Source organism: Streptococcus mitis bv. 2 str. SK95 (genome assembly GCF_000222705.1).
GTDB classification, from domain to species: Bacteria; Bacillota; Bacilli; order Lactobacillales; family Streptococcaceae; genus Streptococcus; species Streptococcus mitis_AY.
The window spans coordinates 18,229-33,074 of record NZ_AFUB01000066.1 but is presented as its reverse complement, the minus strand read 5'-3'; the positions used below and the strand labels follow the sequence as shown (position 1 = coordinate 33,074).

The following is a 14,846-nucleotide window of genomic DNA, read 5'->3' as shown; positions in this document are numbered from 1 at the left end:
AAGAGTCTAGGGAAACGTTTTTACGCCTTTTTCCCTTGACTCTTTTTTGGTTTATGATATAATTAACCAGTAAAGAATTGGTGGCTATCTATGCTTTTTACAAAAAAGATAGCTAGGGAAGGAGTAACACATGAGACAGCTTGCACAGGAAATCGATAACTTTTTAAACGAGGTGATCCTGAGATCTGAGAACCAGCATGAAATTCTGATTGGGCATTGCACAAGTGACGTAGCCTTGACCAATACTCAGGAACACATCCTCATGCTCTTGTCGGAAGAATCCCTAACTAACTCGGAGTTGGCCCGTCGTCTCAATGTCAGTCAGGCAGCAGTGACCAAGGCTATCAAGTCTTTAGTTAAAGAGAGCATGTTAGAGACATCGAGAGACCCAAAGGATGCGCGCGTGATTTTTTATCAGTTGACAGATTTAGCTCGACCAGTAGCGGCAGAACACCACCATCATCATGAACACACGCTCTCAGCCTATGAACAAGTAGCAAATCAGTTTACTCCAAATGAACAAGAAGTTATTCAGCGGTTTTTAACTGCTTTAGTAGGAGAAATCAAATAATGCGGTATATTACAGTAGAGGACTTGTCTTTCTATTATGACAAGGAACCTGTCCTCGAGCATATCAACTATAGTGTTGATAGTGGGGAGTTTGTCACCCTGACTGGTGAAAATGGGGCTGCCAAGACGACGCTTATCAAGGCGAGTCTGGGCATCTTGCAGCCGAGATTTGGCAAGGTAACCATCTCAAAGACAAACACTCATGGAAAAAAGCTAAGGATAGCTTATCTTCCCCAACAGATAGCCAGTTTTAATGCTGGCTTTCCAAGTACGGTTTATGAATTTGTCAAGTCGGGTCGTTATCCGCGAAAGGGATGGTTCCGTCGTTTGAATGCTCACGATGAAGAGCATATCAAGGCCAGTCTAGACTCAGTTGGTATGTGGGAACACCGTGATAAACGAATTGGCTCCCTCTCGGGAGGGCAAAAGCAACGGGCAGTTATTGCACGGATGTTTGCTTCTGACCCAGATATCTTTGTCTTGGATGAGCCGACGACAGGGATGGATGCGGGGAGCAAAAATGAATTTTACGAACTTATGCACCACAGTGCCCACCATCATGGCAAGGCCGTTTTGATGATTACCCATGACCCTGAGGAGGTCAAGGATTACGCGGATCGAAATATCCATCTAGTGCGCAATCAAGACTCGCCGTGGCGTTGTTTCAACATTCACGAAAGCGATCAGGAGGTGGACCATGCTTAGTTTGTTATCCTATGACTTCATGCAGCGTGCCTTCTTGGCTGTTATTGCCATGAGTCTCTTTTCTCCAGTCCTTGGGACCTTCCTAATCTTGCGTCGTCAGAGTTTGATGAGTGATACACTCAGCCACGTTTCTTTGTCTGGTGTAGCCTTTGGTCTGGTTTTGGGAATTTCTCCAACCATTTCAACCATTGCTATTGTCTTGATCGCTGCGGTCTTTCTGGAGTATCTCCGGACAGTCTATAAGAACTTTATGGAAATCGGGACTGCCATCCTCATGTCAACAGGACTTGCAGTGTCTCTTATCGTGATGAGTAAGGGTAAAAGTTCGAGCTCCATGAGTTTGGACCAATATCTCTTTGGGTCTATTGTGACCATTAGCCAGGAGCAGGTGATTTTCCTCTTTGCCATTGCGGCGGTCGTTTTACTCTTGACTTTCTTGTTCTTGCGACCAATGTATATCCTGACTTTTGATGAGGACACGGCTTTTGTAGATGGACTTCCAGTGCGGACCATGTCTATCCTCTTTAACATGGTGACAGGGGTGGCCATTGCCCTCATGATTCCAGCGGCAGGAGCCCTTTTGGTGTCGACTATTATGGTCTTGCCAGCTAGTATTGCCCTTCGTCTGGGGAAAAACTTTAAATCCGTTATGTTACTAGCCAGCGCTATTGGCTTTTTGGGAATGGTGGCAGGACTTTATATTTCCTACTATGCGGAAACACCTGCCAGCGCTAGTATCACCATTATCTTTGTAGCTGTCTTTTTGTTAGTCAGTCTACAGAAACGCTTTATCAAATAGGAGAATGAAATGAAAAAAATTAGCTTACTACTAGCTAGTCTATGTGCTTTGTTTTTAGTGGCTTGTTCCAATCAAAAACAGGCAGATGGGAAGCTAAATATCGTGACAACCTTTTACCCTGTCTACGAATTTACCAAGCAAGTCGCAGGAGATACTGCTAATGTAGAACTTCTAATCGGTGCTGGTACAGAACCTCACGAATACGAACCGTCTGCCAAGGCAGTTGCTAAAATCCAAGATGCAGATACCTTTGTCTATGAAAATGAAAATATGGAAACATGGGTTCCTAAATTGCTAGATACTTTGGATAAGAAAAAGGTGAAAACCATCAAGGCGACAGGTGATATGCTCCTTTTGCCAGGTGGTGAGGAAGAAGAGGAAGGTCATGATCACGGTGGTGAAGGTCACCATCACGACTACGATCCCCACGTTTGGCTTTCACCAGCACGCGCCATCAAATTAGTAGAGCATATCCGTGACAGCTTGTCAGCAGATTATCCTGATAAAAAAGAGACTTTTGAAAAGAATGCGGCTGCCTATATCGAAAAATTGCAAGCCTTGGATAAGGCCTACACAGATGATTTGTCTCAAGCCAAACAAAAGAGCTTTGTGACCCAGCACGCTGCCTTTAACTACCTTGCCTTGGACTATGGTCTCAAGCAAGTATCCATCTCAGGTCTATCACCAGATGCAGAGCCATCAGCAGCACGTTTGGCAGAATTAACAGAGTATATCAAGAAAAACAAGATTTCTTATATCTACTTTGAAGAAAATGCCTCACAAGCCCTAGCCAATACACTCTCAAAAGAAACAGGTGTCAAACTAGACGTGCTCAATCCGCTAGAAAGTCTGACAGAAGAAGATACCAAGGCGGGAGAAAATTACATCTCTATCATGGAGAAAAACCTCAAGGCTTTGAAACAGACAACGGACCAAGAAGGACCAGAAATCGAGCCAGAGAAGGAAGAAAACACCAAGACAGTTCAAAATGGTTACTTTGAGGATGCAGATGTCAAAGACCGTACCTTGAGTGACTATACTGGTAACTGGCAGTCGGTCTATCCTTTCCTTGAGGATGGGACCTTCGATCAAGTCTTTGACTACAAGGCTAAGTTGACTGGCAAGATGACCAAGGATGAGTATAAGGCTTACTATAGAAAAGGCTATCAGACAGATGTGACTAAGATCAACATTACGGATAACACTATGGAATTTGTTCAAGGTGGCCAAAGCAAGAAATTCACCTACAAGTATGTCGGCAAGAAAATCTTGACTTATAAGAAAGGCAATCGTGGCGTGCGCTTCCTCTTTGAAGCGACAGATGCGGACGCTGGACAGTTCAAGTACGTTCAGTTTAGTGACCACAATATCGCCCCAGTCAAGGCAGAACATTTCCATATCTTCTTTGGAGGTACTAGCCAAGAAGCCCTCTTTGAAGAGATGGACAACTGGCCAACCTACTATCCAGATAAGCTATCTGGTCAAGAAATCGCCCAAGAAATGTTGGCGCATTGATGCAAGAAAAAATCCCGCAAATCTGCGGGATTTTTTGGTAGAAACGATCATCCAGTTAGGTTGCGAGACGGTAAACCGCCTCTGCGTAGATGTCCATAGCGCGATAAAGATCGTCTAGGACAGCTGCTTCATTTGCCTGATGTTCAGTTTGTTGTGCTCCTGGAAAAAGAGCGCCAAAGGCTACACAGTTTGGCATGGTACGGGCAAAGGTAGCACCACCTGACGAGAGAGGAGGAGTCTCATCTCCAGTTTTTTCTTGGTAAACTTGCATAAGAGTAGTAACGAGTTGGCTATCTCTTGCGACATAGAGGGGTGCTAGATAGTCAAATTCTTGGTAGTCAAGTTGGTAGTCTTTGGCGCACTGAGTGAGCTGTGCCACCAGTTTCTCCTTATCTGCTAGCACAGGTATACGTATGTCGATCCGAATTTCGGAGCGATCGGGATTGATGGTCAACCCTGCAACATTAAAGGAAAGGGAACCAGACGGTTCATCAGCAACTTCTCCAAAGATTCCAAGCCCTCTACCATCTTGCCCTGCTTTGTCGGCTAGAAAATGGAGGGCAGGGTGGGGTTGGAGAGGTGCGAGTACACTAGCAAGCCGAATGACTGCATTGACACCTTGACTAGCATCTTTGGCGTGTTTAGGTACCCCGAGTACGGTCACGGTTTGGTCTGTGGTTTGGTGATCATAATCAGCTTCTTTCAAACCTCTACAAACCGCTTCATAAAGAGGACCTTGGTAACTTGCCTTGTCTGGTACGACATTAAAGGCACCTCCGACATCGAGCTTGAGAAGATCAGAGCCGGGGCCATGAATCTTGACTTGAAGGAGCCCCTTTTCAGCGTATGTCAAAGGAAATGACGAATCCGGTGCAAATCCCATGCTGGCTTGTTCTTCGAGGGTGTTGTAGCGTGCCATACATCTCCAAAGAGTTTCTTCATCCGTACCAAAGATAAAACGCACGCGCTTCTTAAATTGGATGCCTTGGTCAAGCAAGCTTTTCACTGCGTAGAGAGCTGCCAGTGAAGGACCTTTGTCGTCTTGTGCCCCTCGTCCATAGAGTTTGCCTTCTCTGATAGTTGCTTCAAATGGAGGAGATTGCCAATCTGACAAATCTCCTGTAGGCACAACATCTAAGTGGCAGAGGATGGCAAGGAGTTCTCCCTCACCAACCTCTGCATAACCATAATAGCCCTTGGGATCAATATAAGTTTTAAAGCCAAGTTCACGGCAGATTTCCAGCGTCTTTTCTAGAACGTCTTGAATAGCTTGTCCAAAAGGTGTGCCATTTTCTCCTTCTTTGAGAACAGATGGGTAGGAGATAAGAGTCTTTAAACTCTGTAAAAAGCTCTGTTTAATGGAGTCGGTGATATATGAATTCATCCGTTTTACCTCACACTTTGTTCTAAAGGAATGGTAGGAAGGTACCTAGGATAAGAAGGAGCATGCTCACGATGACAATAACGACAATGAGTTTAGTAACAAATTTCCACCAAGTTCCTAGACTGATACGGCCGAGCGCGAGAGCCCCCATAACGATACCAGAAGTTGGAGCGACAAGGTTTAGTACACCAGATGCAGATTGATAGGCAGTGATGATGAGACTAGGTTTTACGTTAACGAACTCACCAAGTGGTGCCATGATTCCCATTGTAGCGCTAGCAAGTCCAGATGAAGATGGGATAAGGAATGACATAGGAAGGTAGAAGAGGTAGGTCAAAACGATGAAGACCTGAGAAGAGAGACCTTGAAGTCCGACTTCACCCCAGTGTAGAATAGTTGCAGTAATCATACCGTCGTTCATGATAACTTGGATACCACGAGCTACTGCACAAATCAAGGCTACGGTGAGAAGATCTGCTGCACCAGCCATAAAGGTAGAGATAATCTTGCTTTCCTTAAGACCGTAAACAACACCAATAAGAATACCCATCACAGCAAAGAGCATCGCACCTTCTGGGAAGTACCAGCTACCGAATGGTAGAGCAGATGAACCGATAGCTCCACCAATAACAGGAAGACCAATCAACCAATTCTTGAAGTCTTCAAATAGAGTGATGTGCAAGTCTACCCAAGGGATAAAGCTGGCGATCATGATGATGAAAGTCAAGATGAACAAGGCAAGAACATGTTTTTGTTTCTTGTTCAAGACAGATGGAGCATTTTCGTTATCAGTGACATTGAAGTGTTTAAGGTCTTCTTCACGTTGAGAGTAGACAAGTGATTTTGTAGGATCCTTTTGAATCTTTTCTGCATAGCGGTAGACAAAGTAAGTACTAATACCTGTCATAACAAACCAGAAGATGATACGAAGGATAACTCCGTCCATAGATGACACACCTGCGGTATCAGAAGCGATAACAGTAGCAAAAGGATTGAGAGTAGAGGCAAGACAGCCGACTTGTGAACCGAGTAGGATGATGGCAACGGCAGTAATGCTATCAAAACCAACAGCCATCATAACAGGGACAAGGAGTGGATAAAATGCCATGGTTTCTTCACCCATACCATAAGTTGTTCCTCCAAGCGCAAAGAGGGGCATGAGGATGATGATCAGCATTTTTTCGCGTCCTTTGTATTTCTTAACAATAGAGGCAATACCAACATCTAATGTGCCTGTTGCATTGACGACACCTAGAAATCCCCCAACCATGAGGATGAAGAAGGCTACGTCAATAGCGGCTTTAGTTGGTTCGTGACCGAGCATCGCCCGAATCGGAGCCATTAGGATATCGTAAATCCCTTGGGGATTAGATTCAACAGTTTGATAGGTACCTGCAATGAGGTCACCTGCTTCGTTCGTGTCATACTTACCTGCTGGAATGATCCAAGTCAAGATTGCCATGATAGCAATAATAATGATCAAAACAGTGTAAGATGAAGGCATTTGGAACCTTTTTTTTGTTTTTTCACTCATTTGTTTTTCCTCCTAAACTATGCCACAAAGTATAAAAACGAATGATGTTGGTTTACCTGAGTACTCCTAGTTAGAGCTTGTACTAGGGCTAAAATGGCTAGTCTTTAACAATAATTGTTCCGCTTTCGGACTCGATCAAGGCGCCTAGATTGCTGAGGGAAGTGATAACAGCCTTGCCTTCTGGGCGGTTGGATACAAAATCGATAGCAGCCTCGACTTTTGGTAGCATGCTACCCGGTGCGAATTGTCCTTGTTTGATGTATTCTTTTAGTTGACTGACAGTAACGTGTTCAAGTTTTTCTTGGCCTGGTTTATTGTAGTTGACATAAACATAGTCTACGCCAGTAAGGACGATAAAGAGGTCAGCTTCGACGAGTTCTGCTAGTCGTTGAGACGCAAAGTCTTTGTCGATAACGGCTTCGACCCCACGCAAGTAACCGTTTTCATTTTTAACAACAGGGATACCTCCTCCACCTGCTGCGATGACAACTTGACCATTATCGAGCAAGGTGCGGATGCTGTTGATTTCTTTGATGTCGATTGGTTTTGGTGAAGCTACTACTTTACGCCAGCCACGACCAGCATCTTCTTTGAAGGTTGCTCCTGTTTTTTCGCTCTCAGCTTTAGCATCCTCTTCTGAGTAGAATGGACCGATTGGTTTGGTTGGATTGATAAAGGCAGGGTCTTCTTTGTCTACTATAACTTGGGTAACAACAGAAGTGACATTTTTATCAAGTCCTACATCAAGCAATGCGTTATCAAGAGCACATTGTAGCCAAAAACCGATACTACCCTCGGTCATGGCAACCAAAGAATCAAGGGGGAAGGCAGGGTTTTTTTCCGAATCTGCCATCAAGTGTTGAAGCAAGAGATTACCCACCTGAGGACCATTTCCGTGAGTAATGATCAGTTCATCTCCGTTTTGAATCAACTTGACCAGATGACGAGCTGTTTCTACCAGAGCAGCTTGTTGAGCTTGGGCAGATGGGTCAGTGGAGAGGATGGCATTTCCGCCTAAAGCAACGACGATTTTTCTATGAGACATGAGCTCTCCTTTCTTTAATATGGTAAACCTGACAGAACTCCAAGAGCTACAGGCAGGTATGATGATAAAATATGAAGTGGAGGTAGCGTCTTTTCAAAAGACAAATTAGTCATTACTACTAGTAAAAGGGGTTGAACGCATAGCCGACGTTTATCAGAATGAGACTAGGAAGCAGGAAGATGACAAGAGTAAGGTGGCAAATTTGTCAAAGAGGATCCTTGCTTTCTTTCGCTAGAACTGATAAGCTATCATAGCTTTCGTCTCAACCCCTGTGTTGTGTATACGAGTAAGTTTTATACTTTAGGAATGTAGAGATTTCCAAGAGTAGCAGCCATAACAGCTTTGATAGTGTGCATGCGGTTTTCTGCTTGGTCAAAGTGGCGAGCATACTTGCTACGGAAGACCTCGTCTGTTACTTCCATTTCTTCTACGCCAAATTTTTCAGCAACATCTTTACCATAAACAGTGTGAGTGTCGTGGAATGCTGGTAAACAGTGGAGGAAGATCAAGTTTTCGTTGTTTGCTTTTTTCACTAAGTCCATATTGACTTGGTAAGGTTTCAAAAGTGCAACGCGTTCTGCGAATTTGTCTTCTTCACCCATAGATACCCAAACGTCTGTATAAAGTACATCTGCACCTTTGACAGCTTCGTCTGCATCTTCGGTGATGAGGATGTGTGCACCACTTTCTTTAGCAAATCCTTCAGCCAATTCAACGATTTCTTTTTCTGGGAAGAGTTCTTTTGGTGAGAAGATGTGAACATTGACACCAAGGATAGCACCTGTTACGAGCAAGCTGTTGGCAACGTTGTTACGTCCATCACCACAGTATACCAATGTCAAGCCTTCCAAGCGGCCGAAGTTTTCTTGAACAGTCAAGTAGTCAGCGAGCATTTGAGTTGGGTGCCATTCGTCAGTCAGACCATTCCATACTGGAACACCTGAGAATTCTGCCAGTTCTTCAACCATACGTTGGCTGAAACCACGGAATTCAATCCCGTCAAACATACGACCCAAAACTTTTGCAGTATCTTCAGTAGATTCTTTTTTACCTAACTGAATGTCATTTGCTCCGAGGTATTCTGGATGAGCACCAAGGTCAATAGCTGCAGTTGTAAAGGCTGCACGTGTACGAGTAGAAGTTTTTTCAAACAGGAGGGCGATATTTTTACCAGCAAGGTAGTGGTGTTGGATATTGCGTTTTTTCAAATCCTTCAAGTGAGCTGAAAGACCGATAAGGTATTCTAACTCTGCGCGAGTAAAGTCTTTTTCTGCTAAGAAGCTGCGTCCTTGGAATACTGAATGTGTCATTCTATTATTTCCTCTTTCTATTTTTTTACATTTTTTATTGACAAATACTGAACAGCGATTATACTTCTTCACGTTCAAATGGCATAGACATACAACGAGGTCCACCACGGCCCCGAACCAATTCACTTCCGCGAATCTTAATCAAGCGAAGCCCGTATTCTTCTAGGATCTTATTGGTAATGGTATTGCGGGCATAAACGACGACTACACCAGGTGCGATAGTCAAAGTGTTGGAACCGTCATTCCATTGTTCACGCGCAGCTGCTACGATATTGCCACCACCGCAACGGATCAAATGAACTTTTTCTACGCCGAGGTTCTTCGCAAGAAGTTCAGCTAAGTCACCTTTTTCTTCAACAATCTTGAGTTTTTCATCTTCATAAGTGACAGAGTACACACGAAGATCGCCTTCGATTTCTGGGTGAATTGTGAACTTGTCATAGTCAACCATGGTGAAGACAGTATCCAAGTGCATGAATTTACGGTTGTTAGCAAATTCAAATGCCAATACTTTCTTGAAGCCAACATTTTTCTTGAAGATGTTCACCAAGAGTTTTTCAATCGAAGCTGCATCTGTACGTTGAGAGATACCTACTGCAAGAACGTCTTTAGAAAGAACGAGCTCATCTCCACCTTCAATACGTGTATCTTCTTCACGGTTGTAGACTAATTCTACTTTTCCACCATAGATTGGATGGTGTTTGAAAATGTATTTACCATAAAGAGTTTCACGGTTACGAGTATCTGCATACATGTGGTTAAGCGATACAGCATTACCAATAGTTGCAAATGGGTCGCGAGTGAAGTAGAGGTTTGGCATTGGATCAATAGCAAATGGATAGTCTGACTCAACCAAGTCAGTTAAGCCTTTTGCTTCTTCAGGAATTTCTGGCAATTCAACTTTTTGAACCCCCGCCATAGTTTTTTCAACCAATTCTTGGTTGTCCTTGATACCGTGAAGCAATTCACGAATAGCCGCCTTGGTTTGACGACCACGGATGTTAGCTTCGTCTAAATATTCCTCGATAAATTGATCGCGGATTTCTGGGGAAGTCAATGATTCAGCAGCCAATTGCTCTAGGTAAAGGACCTCAATTCCTTCATCACGAAGAGCTTGAGCAAATGCGTCATGTTCTTTTTGAGCATCTTCCAAGAATGGAATGTCATCAAAAAGAAGCCTTTCGAGATAGTCCGGCAACAAGTTTTCCAACTCTTTGCCTGGACGGTGCAACATAACTTTTTTCAGTTTCCCAATTTCTGAGAATACCTGAATTGGATGTGAAGACATGTGTTTTCCTCCTTAAAAATTTTCACGGTGGCACCTTTTTGGTACCGCTTACATTTACGTTATATCATATTCTCAGAGGCGTGTCAATAGTAAAAAATGATTAAAAATTCGGACAAAACAAGGTTTTAGTAGTATTTTATGTTATTATACGATAGCAAAAGGAATTAGAGGAAATAAATGTATAAACTTCTACTATAAAGAATATAATATTTTTTGAAAAATTATGCTAAATTTCACATTTTAAGAAGAAATGTCCAGATTTTAAGTCATTTCTGACGAGGAATTGAGAAGAGCAATGGTTGAAAGCCACTTAGAAAATTATATGAAATCTATCAGAAAAGTCTTTCTTCTAGGCCACTTTAAATGTATATTGTACAAATTATAGAATCTTTTCTGAGTATTTAGGAAGACAGCCTTGTCTTATTGACGGTACCTAGATTTTTTGTTATAGTCAACGCGGTAAGAACTAGGAAGAAGGACTTATTCACAAGTTGTGGATAAGTCTGGGGAGAGCAGGATATTCAGCTAATATCCTAGAGGGTTCTTGAGAATAGTACCGGCAACTAGTAACTGGCCAGCTTTCTAGTAGAAATCCTAGTGCAGTGGGGATTTGAGCAGAGTTTGCTGAAGGTGATAGGTTCAAAGTCAAAGAGCTGGAGTCTAGAAAAGCTAGTTTTTAGGCATGTTTTCTTATCCACAGATTGTGGATAACTTTGTGAACAAGAGAAATAATCAGAGAAAGAGATACGAGATGATGACGAAAATAAAACCACATGGACCATTACCAAGTCAGGCCCAGCTGGATTATTTAGAGGATGAACTAGCTGCCTTTATCCATTTTGGCCCCAATACCTTTTATGACCAAGAATGGGGAAGTGGGCAAGAGGATCCTAAGCGTTTCAACCCGACCAAGTTGGATACGCGTGAATGGGTTCGGGTACTTAAAGAAACGGGTTTTAAAAAGCTGATTTTGGTGGTCAAGCACCACGATGGATTTGTGCTCTACCCGACCGCATACACAGACTATTCGGTCAAGGCTAGTCCTTGGAGGAAAGGAGCGGGGGACTTGCTCCTTGAAGTTTCCCAAGCTGCAACTGAGTTTGACATGGATATGGGAGTTTATTTATCTCCTTGGGATGCCCATAGTCCCCTCTATCTTGTGAACCGAGAAGCAGACTACAATGCCTATTATCTGGCTCAGTTGAAGGAAATTTTATCAAATCCTGCCTATGGCAATGCTGGCAAGTTCGCTGAGGTTTGGATGGATGGTGCTCGAGGCGAAGGGGCCCAGCAGGTCAACTATGAGTTTGAGACTTGGTTTGAAACCATTCGTGACTTGCAGGACGATTGTTTGATTTTCTCAACTGAGGGAACTAGTATTCGCTGGATTGGCAATGAACGGGGCTATGCAGGGGATCCCTTGTGGCAAAAAGTCAAGCCTGACCAGTTGGGGACAGAGGCTGCATTGGATTATTTACAGCACGGAGATACCTCGGGGACGCTATTTTCAATCGGTGAGGCAGATGTTTCGCTTCGCCCGGGCTGGTTTTACCATGAGAATCAGGATCCCAAGTCTCTCGAGGAATTGGTCGAAATCTACTTTCACTCAGTGGGACGGGGAACCCCTCTTTTGCTCAATATTCCCCCTAATAAAGATGGGCTCTTTGATGAGAAGGATATCCAGCGTCTCTATGAATTTGCTGCCTACCGTGACGAGCTCTATAAAGAAGATTTGGATTTGGGAGCCAAGGTATCTGGTCCGGCTCTATCACCAGACTTTGCCTGTTCTCACCTGACAGATGGACGGAAGACCAGTTCTTGGGCAAGTGATGCAGAGTTGCCAATCCAATTAGAGCTCGATTTAGGATCACCTAAAACTTTTGATGTGATTGAGTTAAGAGAAGATTTGAAGTTGGGGCAACGCATCGCGGCTTTCCATGTTCAGGTAGAGTTGGATGGTGTATGGCAGGAGTTTGGCTCTGGTTATATTGTTGGCTACAAACGTCTCTTGCGAGGAACAGTCGTTGAGGCGCAGAAGATACGTGTGACCTACAGAGGCACAGGCTTTGCCTTTGTTGACCAAGATTTCACTCTATAAAACACCTACCTTGTCGAAAAAAGAAACTGTTCAGCAACTAGAGTTCTCAGAAAAAAGTCTAGCTGTGACCAAGGGAGAAAATGTCCGCTTTACAGTGAAGCGCAGAGAATCTAATAGTCCTTTGGAAGCTAAGATTTCGATTCAACCAGGGACGGGTGTGCATGGTGTCGTTTATCGGGACGAGATTCAAGTCCTTGTGTTTCAAGTTGGCGAGATTGAAAAAAGGCTGACGATACCAACCTTGTATTTTTTAGGAGATAAAAGCTTAGATTTTTATCTGAATTTGACGGTAGATGGGCAGCTGGTTGACCAGCTTCAGGTCCAAGTTTCATAAAAGAAGAACCTTTGCGCGATGCAAAGGTTCTTTTGGTTATGAGTGATTTGGCAACCAGCTAAGTGTAAAGGTTAGTTGCTCAGCTTTCAAGAGGTCTTGGTGTTGAATGCTAGATACTATGGTCTTGTCCAATCGGCATTCTTTGACAAAGTTGAAATGGCTGTGGTTTTGCTCGGCATGGATATCCAGCCATTTATTTTCCTTAGCTAGGTGGATACGGAGGTGGTCAAAGAGAGGGACTCCGAGATCATAGCTGGTCTTGCCCGGACAGGTCGGATAAAAACCAAGAGCTGACCAGATGTACCAAGCGGAGAGACTGCCATTGTCCTCATCGCCAGGATAGGCTTCCCAGCTTGGGTGAAAGGCTTTCTGACGCAGGGCCTTGATGAGAAGGGCAGTGTAGTCTGGGTAGTTGCTGTAGCGGAAGAGATAAGGGATGTGGAAGCTAGGCTGGTTGGAAATGGCGACTTGTCCAAAAGGAACGGTAGCCATCTCGCTCATTTCATGAATCTCGTAACAATAGCCTGTCGTCTCAAAGAGGGGAGCATCCTGACAGGCTTTCAAAAGATAATTGCTGAAGGCTTCTTTTCCGCCCATAAGTTGGATTAAGCCTGGGATGTCGTGGAGGATGCCTAAAGTCGCTTGAATGGCAGAGCATTCGGCGTAGTCGCGTCCCCAACTATAAGGAGAGAAGTCAGGGCGGAAGTTGCCTTGGCTATCTCGCGCACGCATGTAGCCCGTCGCAGTGTCAAATAGATGACGGTAATTTTGTGACGAAGTTCTATAAGTTTCCGCGATGTCATTCTGACCAAGCTTTTCGGCACAGCTAGCGATACAAAAGTCACTATAGGCATAGTCTAGGGTGTGGCTGACGCTTTCGTGGTGGTCGGTAGAGAGGTAGCCAAGCTCTTGGTATTGGGCTAGTCCGTGACGACCATTGATGCCGAGAGGGTCGGACTTAGTGGCTGTTTCAAGCATAGCTTGGAGGAGTTCTTTTTCTAGGTCGGGGGCCATGTCCTTGCAGGCGCTGTCTGCGATAATGCCATCTAGCAGAGTACCAGGCATCATGCCACGTTCATCTGGAGCCAGCCATTTTGGAAGGAAACCAGTATCGCGGTAGCTATTGAGGAAACCTTCTAAAAAGCGGTGATAGTGTTCCGATATGATCAGGGCAAAGAGGGGGAAGGTGGTGCGGAAGGTATCCCAGAAGCCATTGTTGCTAAAGAGGACGCCGGGCTTGACAGTACCAGAAGCCAAATCCATGTGGATGGCCTGCCCTGACTCATTCACCTCATAAAATGTCTGTGGGAAGAGGAAGAGTCTGTAGAGGCAGTGATCAAAGAAGGTTCGGTCAGCTTCTCCTGTATCCATAATATCAAAACGATGGAGGAGATTTTCCCAGTCCGCTTTCGCACTTACTTTACAGCTATCAAAGTCCTTTTGAGGTAGATTGACTAGAGCTTGAGAAGGGGAGATGAAAGAAGTGCCTAGTTGAATCTCGGCTTGACTGCTTGCTAAGTCAATTCGCCAGTCTCCCTCTTCTTGTGTGATAGCAAGAATATCCGTATTCATTTGTAGAGCAGTAAACAGTATCAGCGGATTTTTGTTGGTCTCTGTTTTTCCCTCTTGACGCAGGGCAAGAGTCCGCTTATCTATTTGTTCTACTGTCAGTTCATCTGCTGCGTGAAGGTAGAGGGAGAGGGCTTTGCCTTGCTTTTGCTCTAGGCGAATAGAGGCGCCGTAGCAAGTTGGTGTCAGTTGGGCTTCAATCTGATAGCGCAGGGAGAAAATCTTCAGATAATGAGGCTGGAAGCAAGCTTTTTCGATATCATAAGAAGACTGGCGGTGAAAGAGACTGTCTCCCCGAATCTGGTCTATGACAGGTGTTAGGAGTAGCCAAGAATAGTCGCCAATCCAAGGACTTGGTTGATGGGTCAATCGAATCCCCTGAAAAATGGGCAGATGCGGATCGAAAAACCAAGCTCCCTCCTGGTCACTGGTCTGAGGTACAAAATAATTCATCCCAAAAGGGACGCCCGTGTAAGGCAGGGTATTTCCCCGAGAAAAGGCATGCTTGCTAGCAGTCCCAAAGCGGGTATCGATGGTTTCAAGTAGTGGTTTCATAGTATTTCCTTTAGCTGTTTTTCTACATTATATCAGAAAAAGGGGGCCTTTAGATATGGAGCTCGAAAGTAAGCAATTTTGTAGAAAAATGACTATCATTTGTGTATGTATTTTCTGTCTCAAAAACTATATACTGAACA

At 44.2% G+C, this 14,846-nt stretch carries 10 protein-coding genes and 1 pseudogene; 5 read left to right on the top strand and 6 right to left on the bottom strand.

Annotation, left to right across the window (positions count from 1 at the left end; all coding sequences use genetic code 11):
* The first annotated feature begins 130 nt into the window (after positions 1 to 130).
* From adcR to adcA, 4 genes are read left to right on the top strand one after another with little or no spacing between them, the layout of a single operon-like run.
* Positions 131 to 571: a zinc-dependent transcriptional regulator AdcR gene (adcR, locus tag HMPREF9965_RS12225; RefSeq protein ID WP_001249331.1), complete on the top strand. Its 441-nt coding sequence runs from the start codon at positions 131 to 133 to the stop codon at positions 569 to 571.
* Positions 571 to 1,275 carry a metal ABC transporter ATP-binding protein gene (locus HMPREF9965_RS12220; protein ID WP_001269481.1) on the top strand — a complete coding sequence of 235 codons (705 nt, stop codon included), beginning with the start codon at positions 571 to 573 and terminating at the stop codon, positions 1,273 to 1,275. The genes adcR and HMPREF9965_RS12220 overlap by 1 nt, the downstream gene beginning before the upstream one ends.
* Positions 1,268 to 2,074 carry a metal ABC transporter permease gene (locus tag HMPREF9965_RS12215; protein ID WP_000950024.1) on the top strand — a complete coding sequence of 269 codons (807 nt, stop codon included), beginning with the start codon at positions 1,268 to 1,270 and terminating at the stop codon, positions 2,072 to 2,074. The genes HMPREF9965_RS12220 and HMPREF9965_RS12215 overlap by 8 nt, the downstream gene beginning before the upstream one ends.
* Before the next feature lie 9 nt (positions 2,075 to 2,083).
* Positions 2,084 to 3,589, top strand: coding sequence for a zinc ABC transporter substrate-binding lipoprotein AdcA (gene adcA / locus HMPREF9965_RS12210; protein WP_000724046.1), 1,506 nt, complete (start codon positions 2,084 to 2,086; stop codon positions 3,587 to 3,589).
* Positions 3,590 to 3,644: 55 nt separating this feature from the next.
* Here adcA and HMPREF9965_RS12205 read toward each other — a convergent pair whose 3' ends face one another.
* The 5 genes from HMPREF9965_RS12205 to arcA all read right to left on the bottom strand — a co-directional run bounded on the left by HMPREF9965_RS12205 (position 3,645) and on the right by arcA (position 10,150).
* Positions 3,645 to 4,973 carry a dipeptidase gene (locus HMPREF9965_RS12205; RefSeq protein ID WP_001089795.1) on the bottom strand — a complete coding sequence of 443 codons (1,329 nt, stop codon included), beginning with the start codon at positions 4,971 to 4,973 and terminating at the stop codon, positions 3,645 to 3,647.
* A gap of 22 nt (positions 4,974 to 4,995) precedes the next feature.
* Positions 4,996 to 6,507 carry a YfcC family protein gene (locus tag HMPREF9965_RS12200; protein WP_001291838.1) on the bottom strand — a complete coding sequence of 504 codons (1,512 nt, stop codon included), beginning with the start codon at positions 6,505 to 6,507 and terminating at the stop codon, positions 4,996 to 4,998.
* A gap of 97 nt (positions 6,508 to 6,604) precedes the next feature.
* Entirely contained in the window at positions 6,605 to 7,552 is a 948-nt protein-coding gene (gene arcC, locus HMPREF9965_RS12195; RefSeq protein WP_000019633.1) for a carbamate kinase, read from the bottom strand.
* Between the two features lie 293 nt (positions 7,553 to 7,845).
* Positions 7,846 to 8,862 carry an ornithine carbamoyltransferase gene (gene argF / locus HMPREF9965_RS12190; protein WP_000149840.1) on the bottom strand — a complete coding sequence of 339 codons (1,017 nt, stop codon included), beginning with the start codon at positions 8,860 to 8,862 and terminating at the stop codon, positions 7,846 to 7,848.
* A 58-nt stretch (positions 8,863 to 8,920) separates the two neighbouring features.
* Positions 8,921 to 10,150, bottom strand: a complete 1,230-nt coding sequence (gene arcA, locus HMPREF9965_RS12185; RefSeq protein WP_000094625.1) for an arginine deiminase — start codon at positions 10,148 to 10,150, stop codon at positions 8,921 to 8,923.
* Between the two features lie 754 nt (positions 10,151 to 10,904).
* Here arcA and HMPREF9965_RS12180 point away from each other — a divergent pair.
* Positions 10,905 to 12,582 (top strand): annotated as a pseudogene (locus HMPREF9965_RS12180) (alpha-L-fucosidase).
* Between the two features lie 36 nt (positions 12,583 to 12,618).
* Here HMPREF9965_RS12180 and HMPREF9965_RS12175 read toward each other — a convergent pair.
* On the bottom strand, positions 12,619 to 14,706 hold the full coding sequence (locus tag HMPREF9965_RS12175) for a GH92 family glycosyl hydrolase (RefSeq protein WP_000803419.1): 2,088 nt from the start codon (positions 14,704 to 14,706) through the stop codon (positions 12,619 to 12,621).
* Between the last annotated feature and the right edge of the window lie 140 nt (positions 14,707 to 14,846).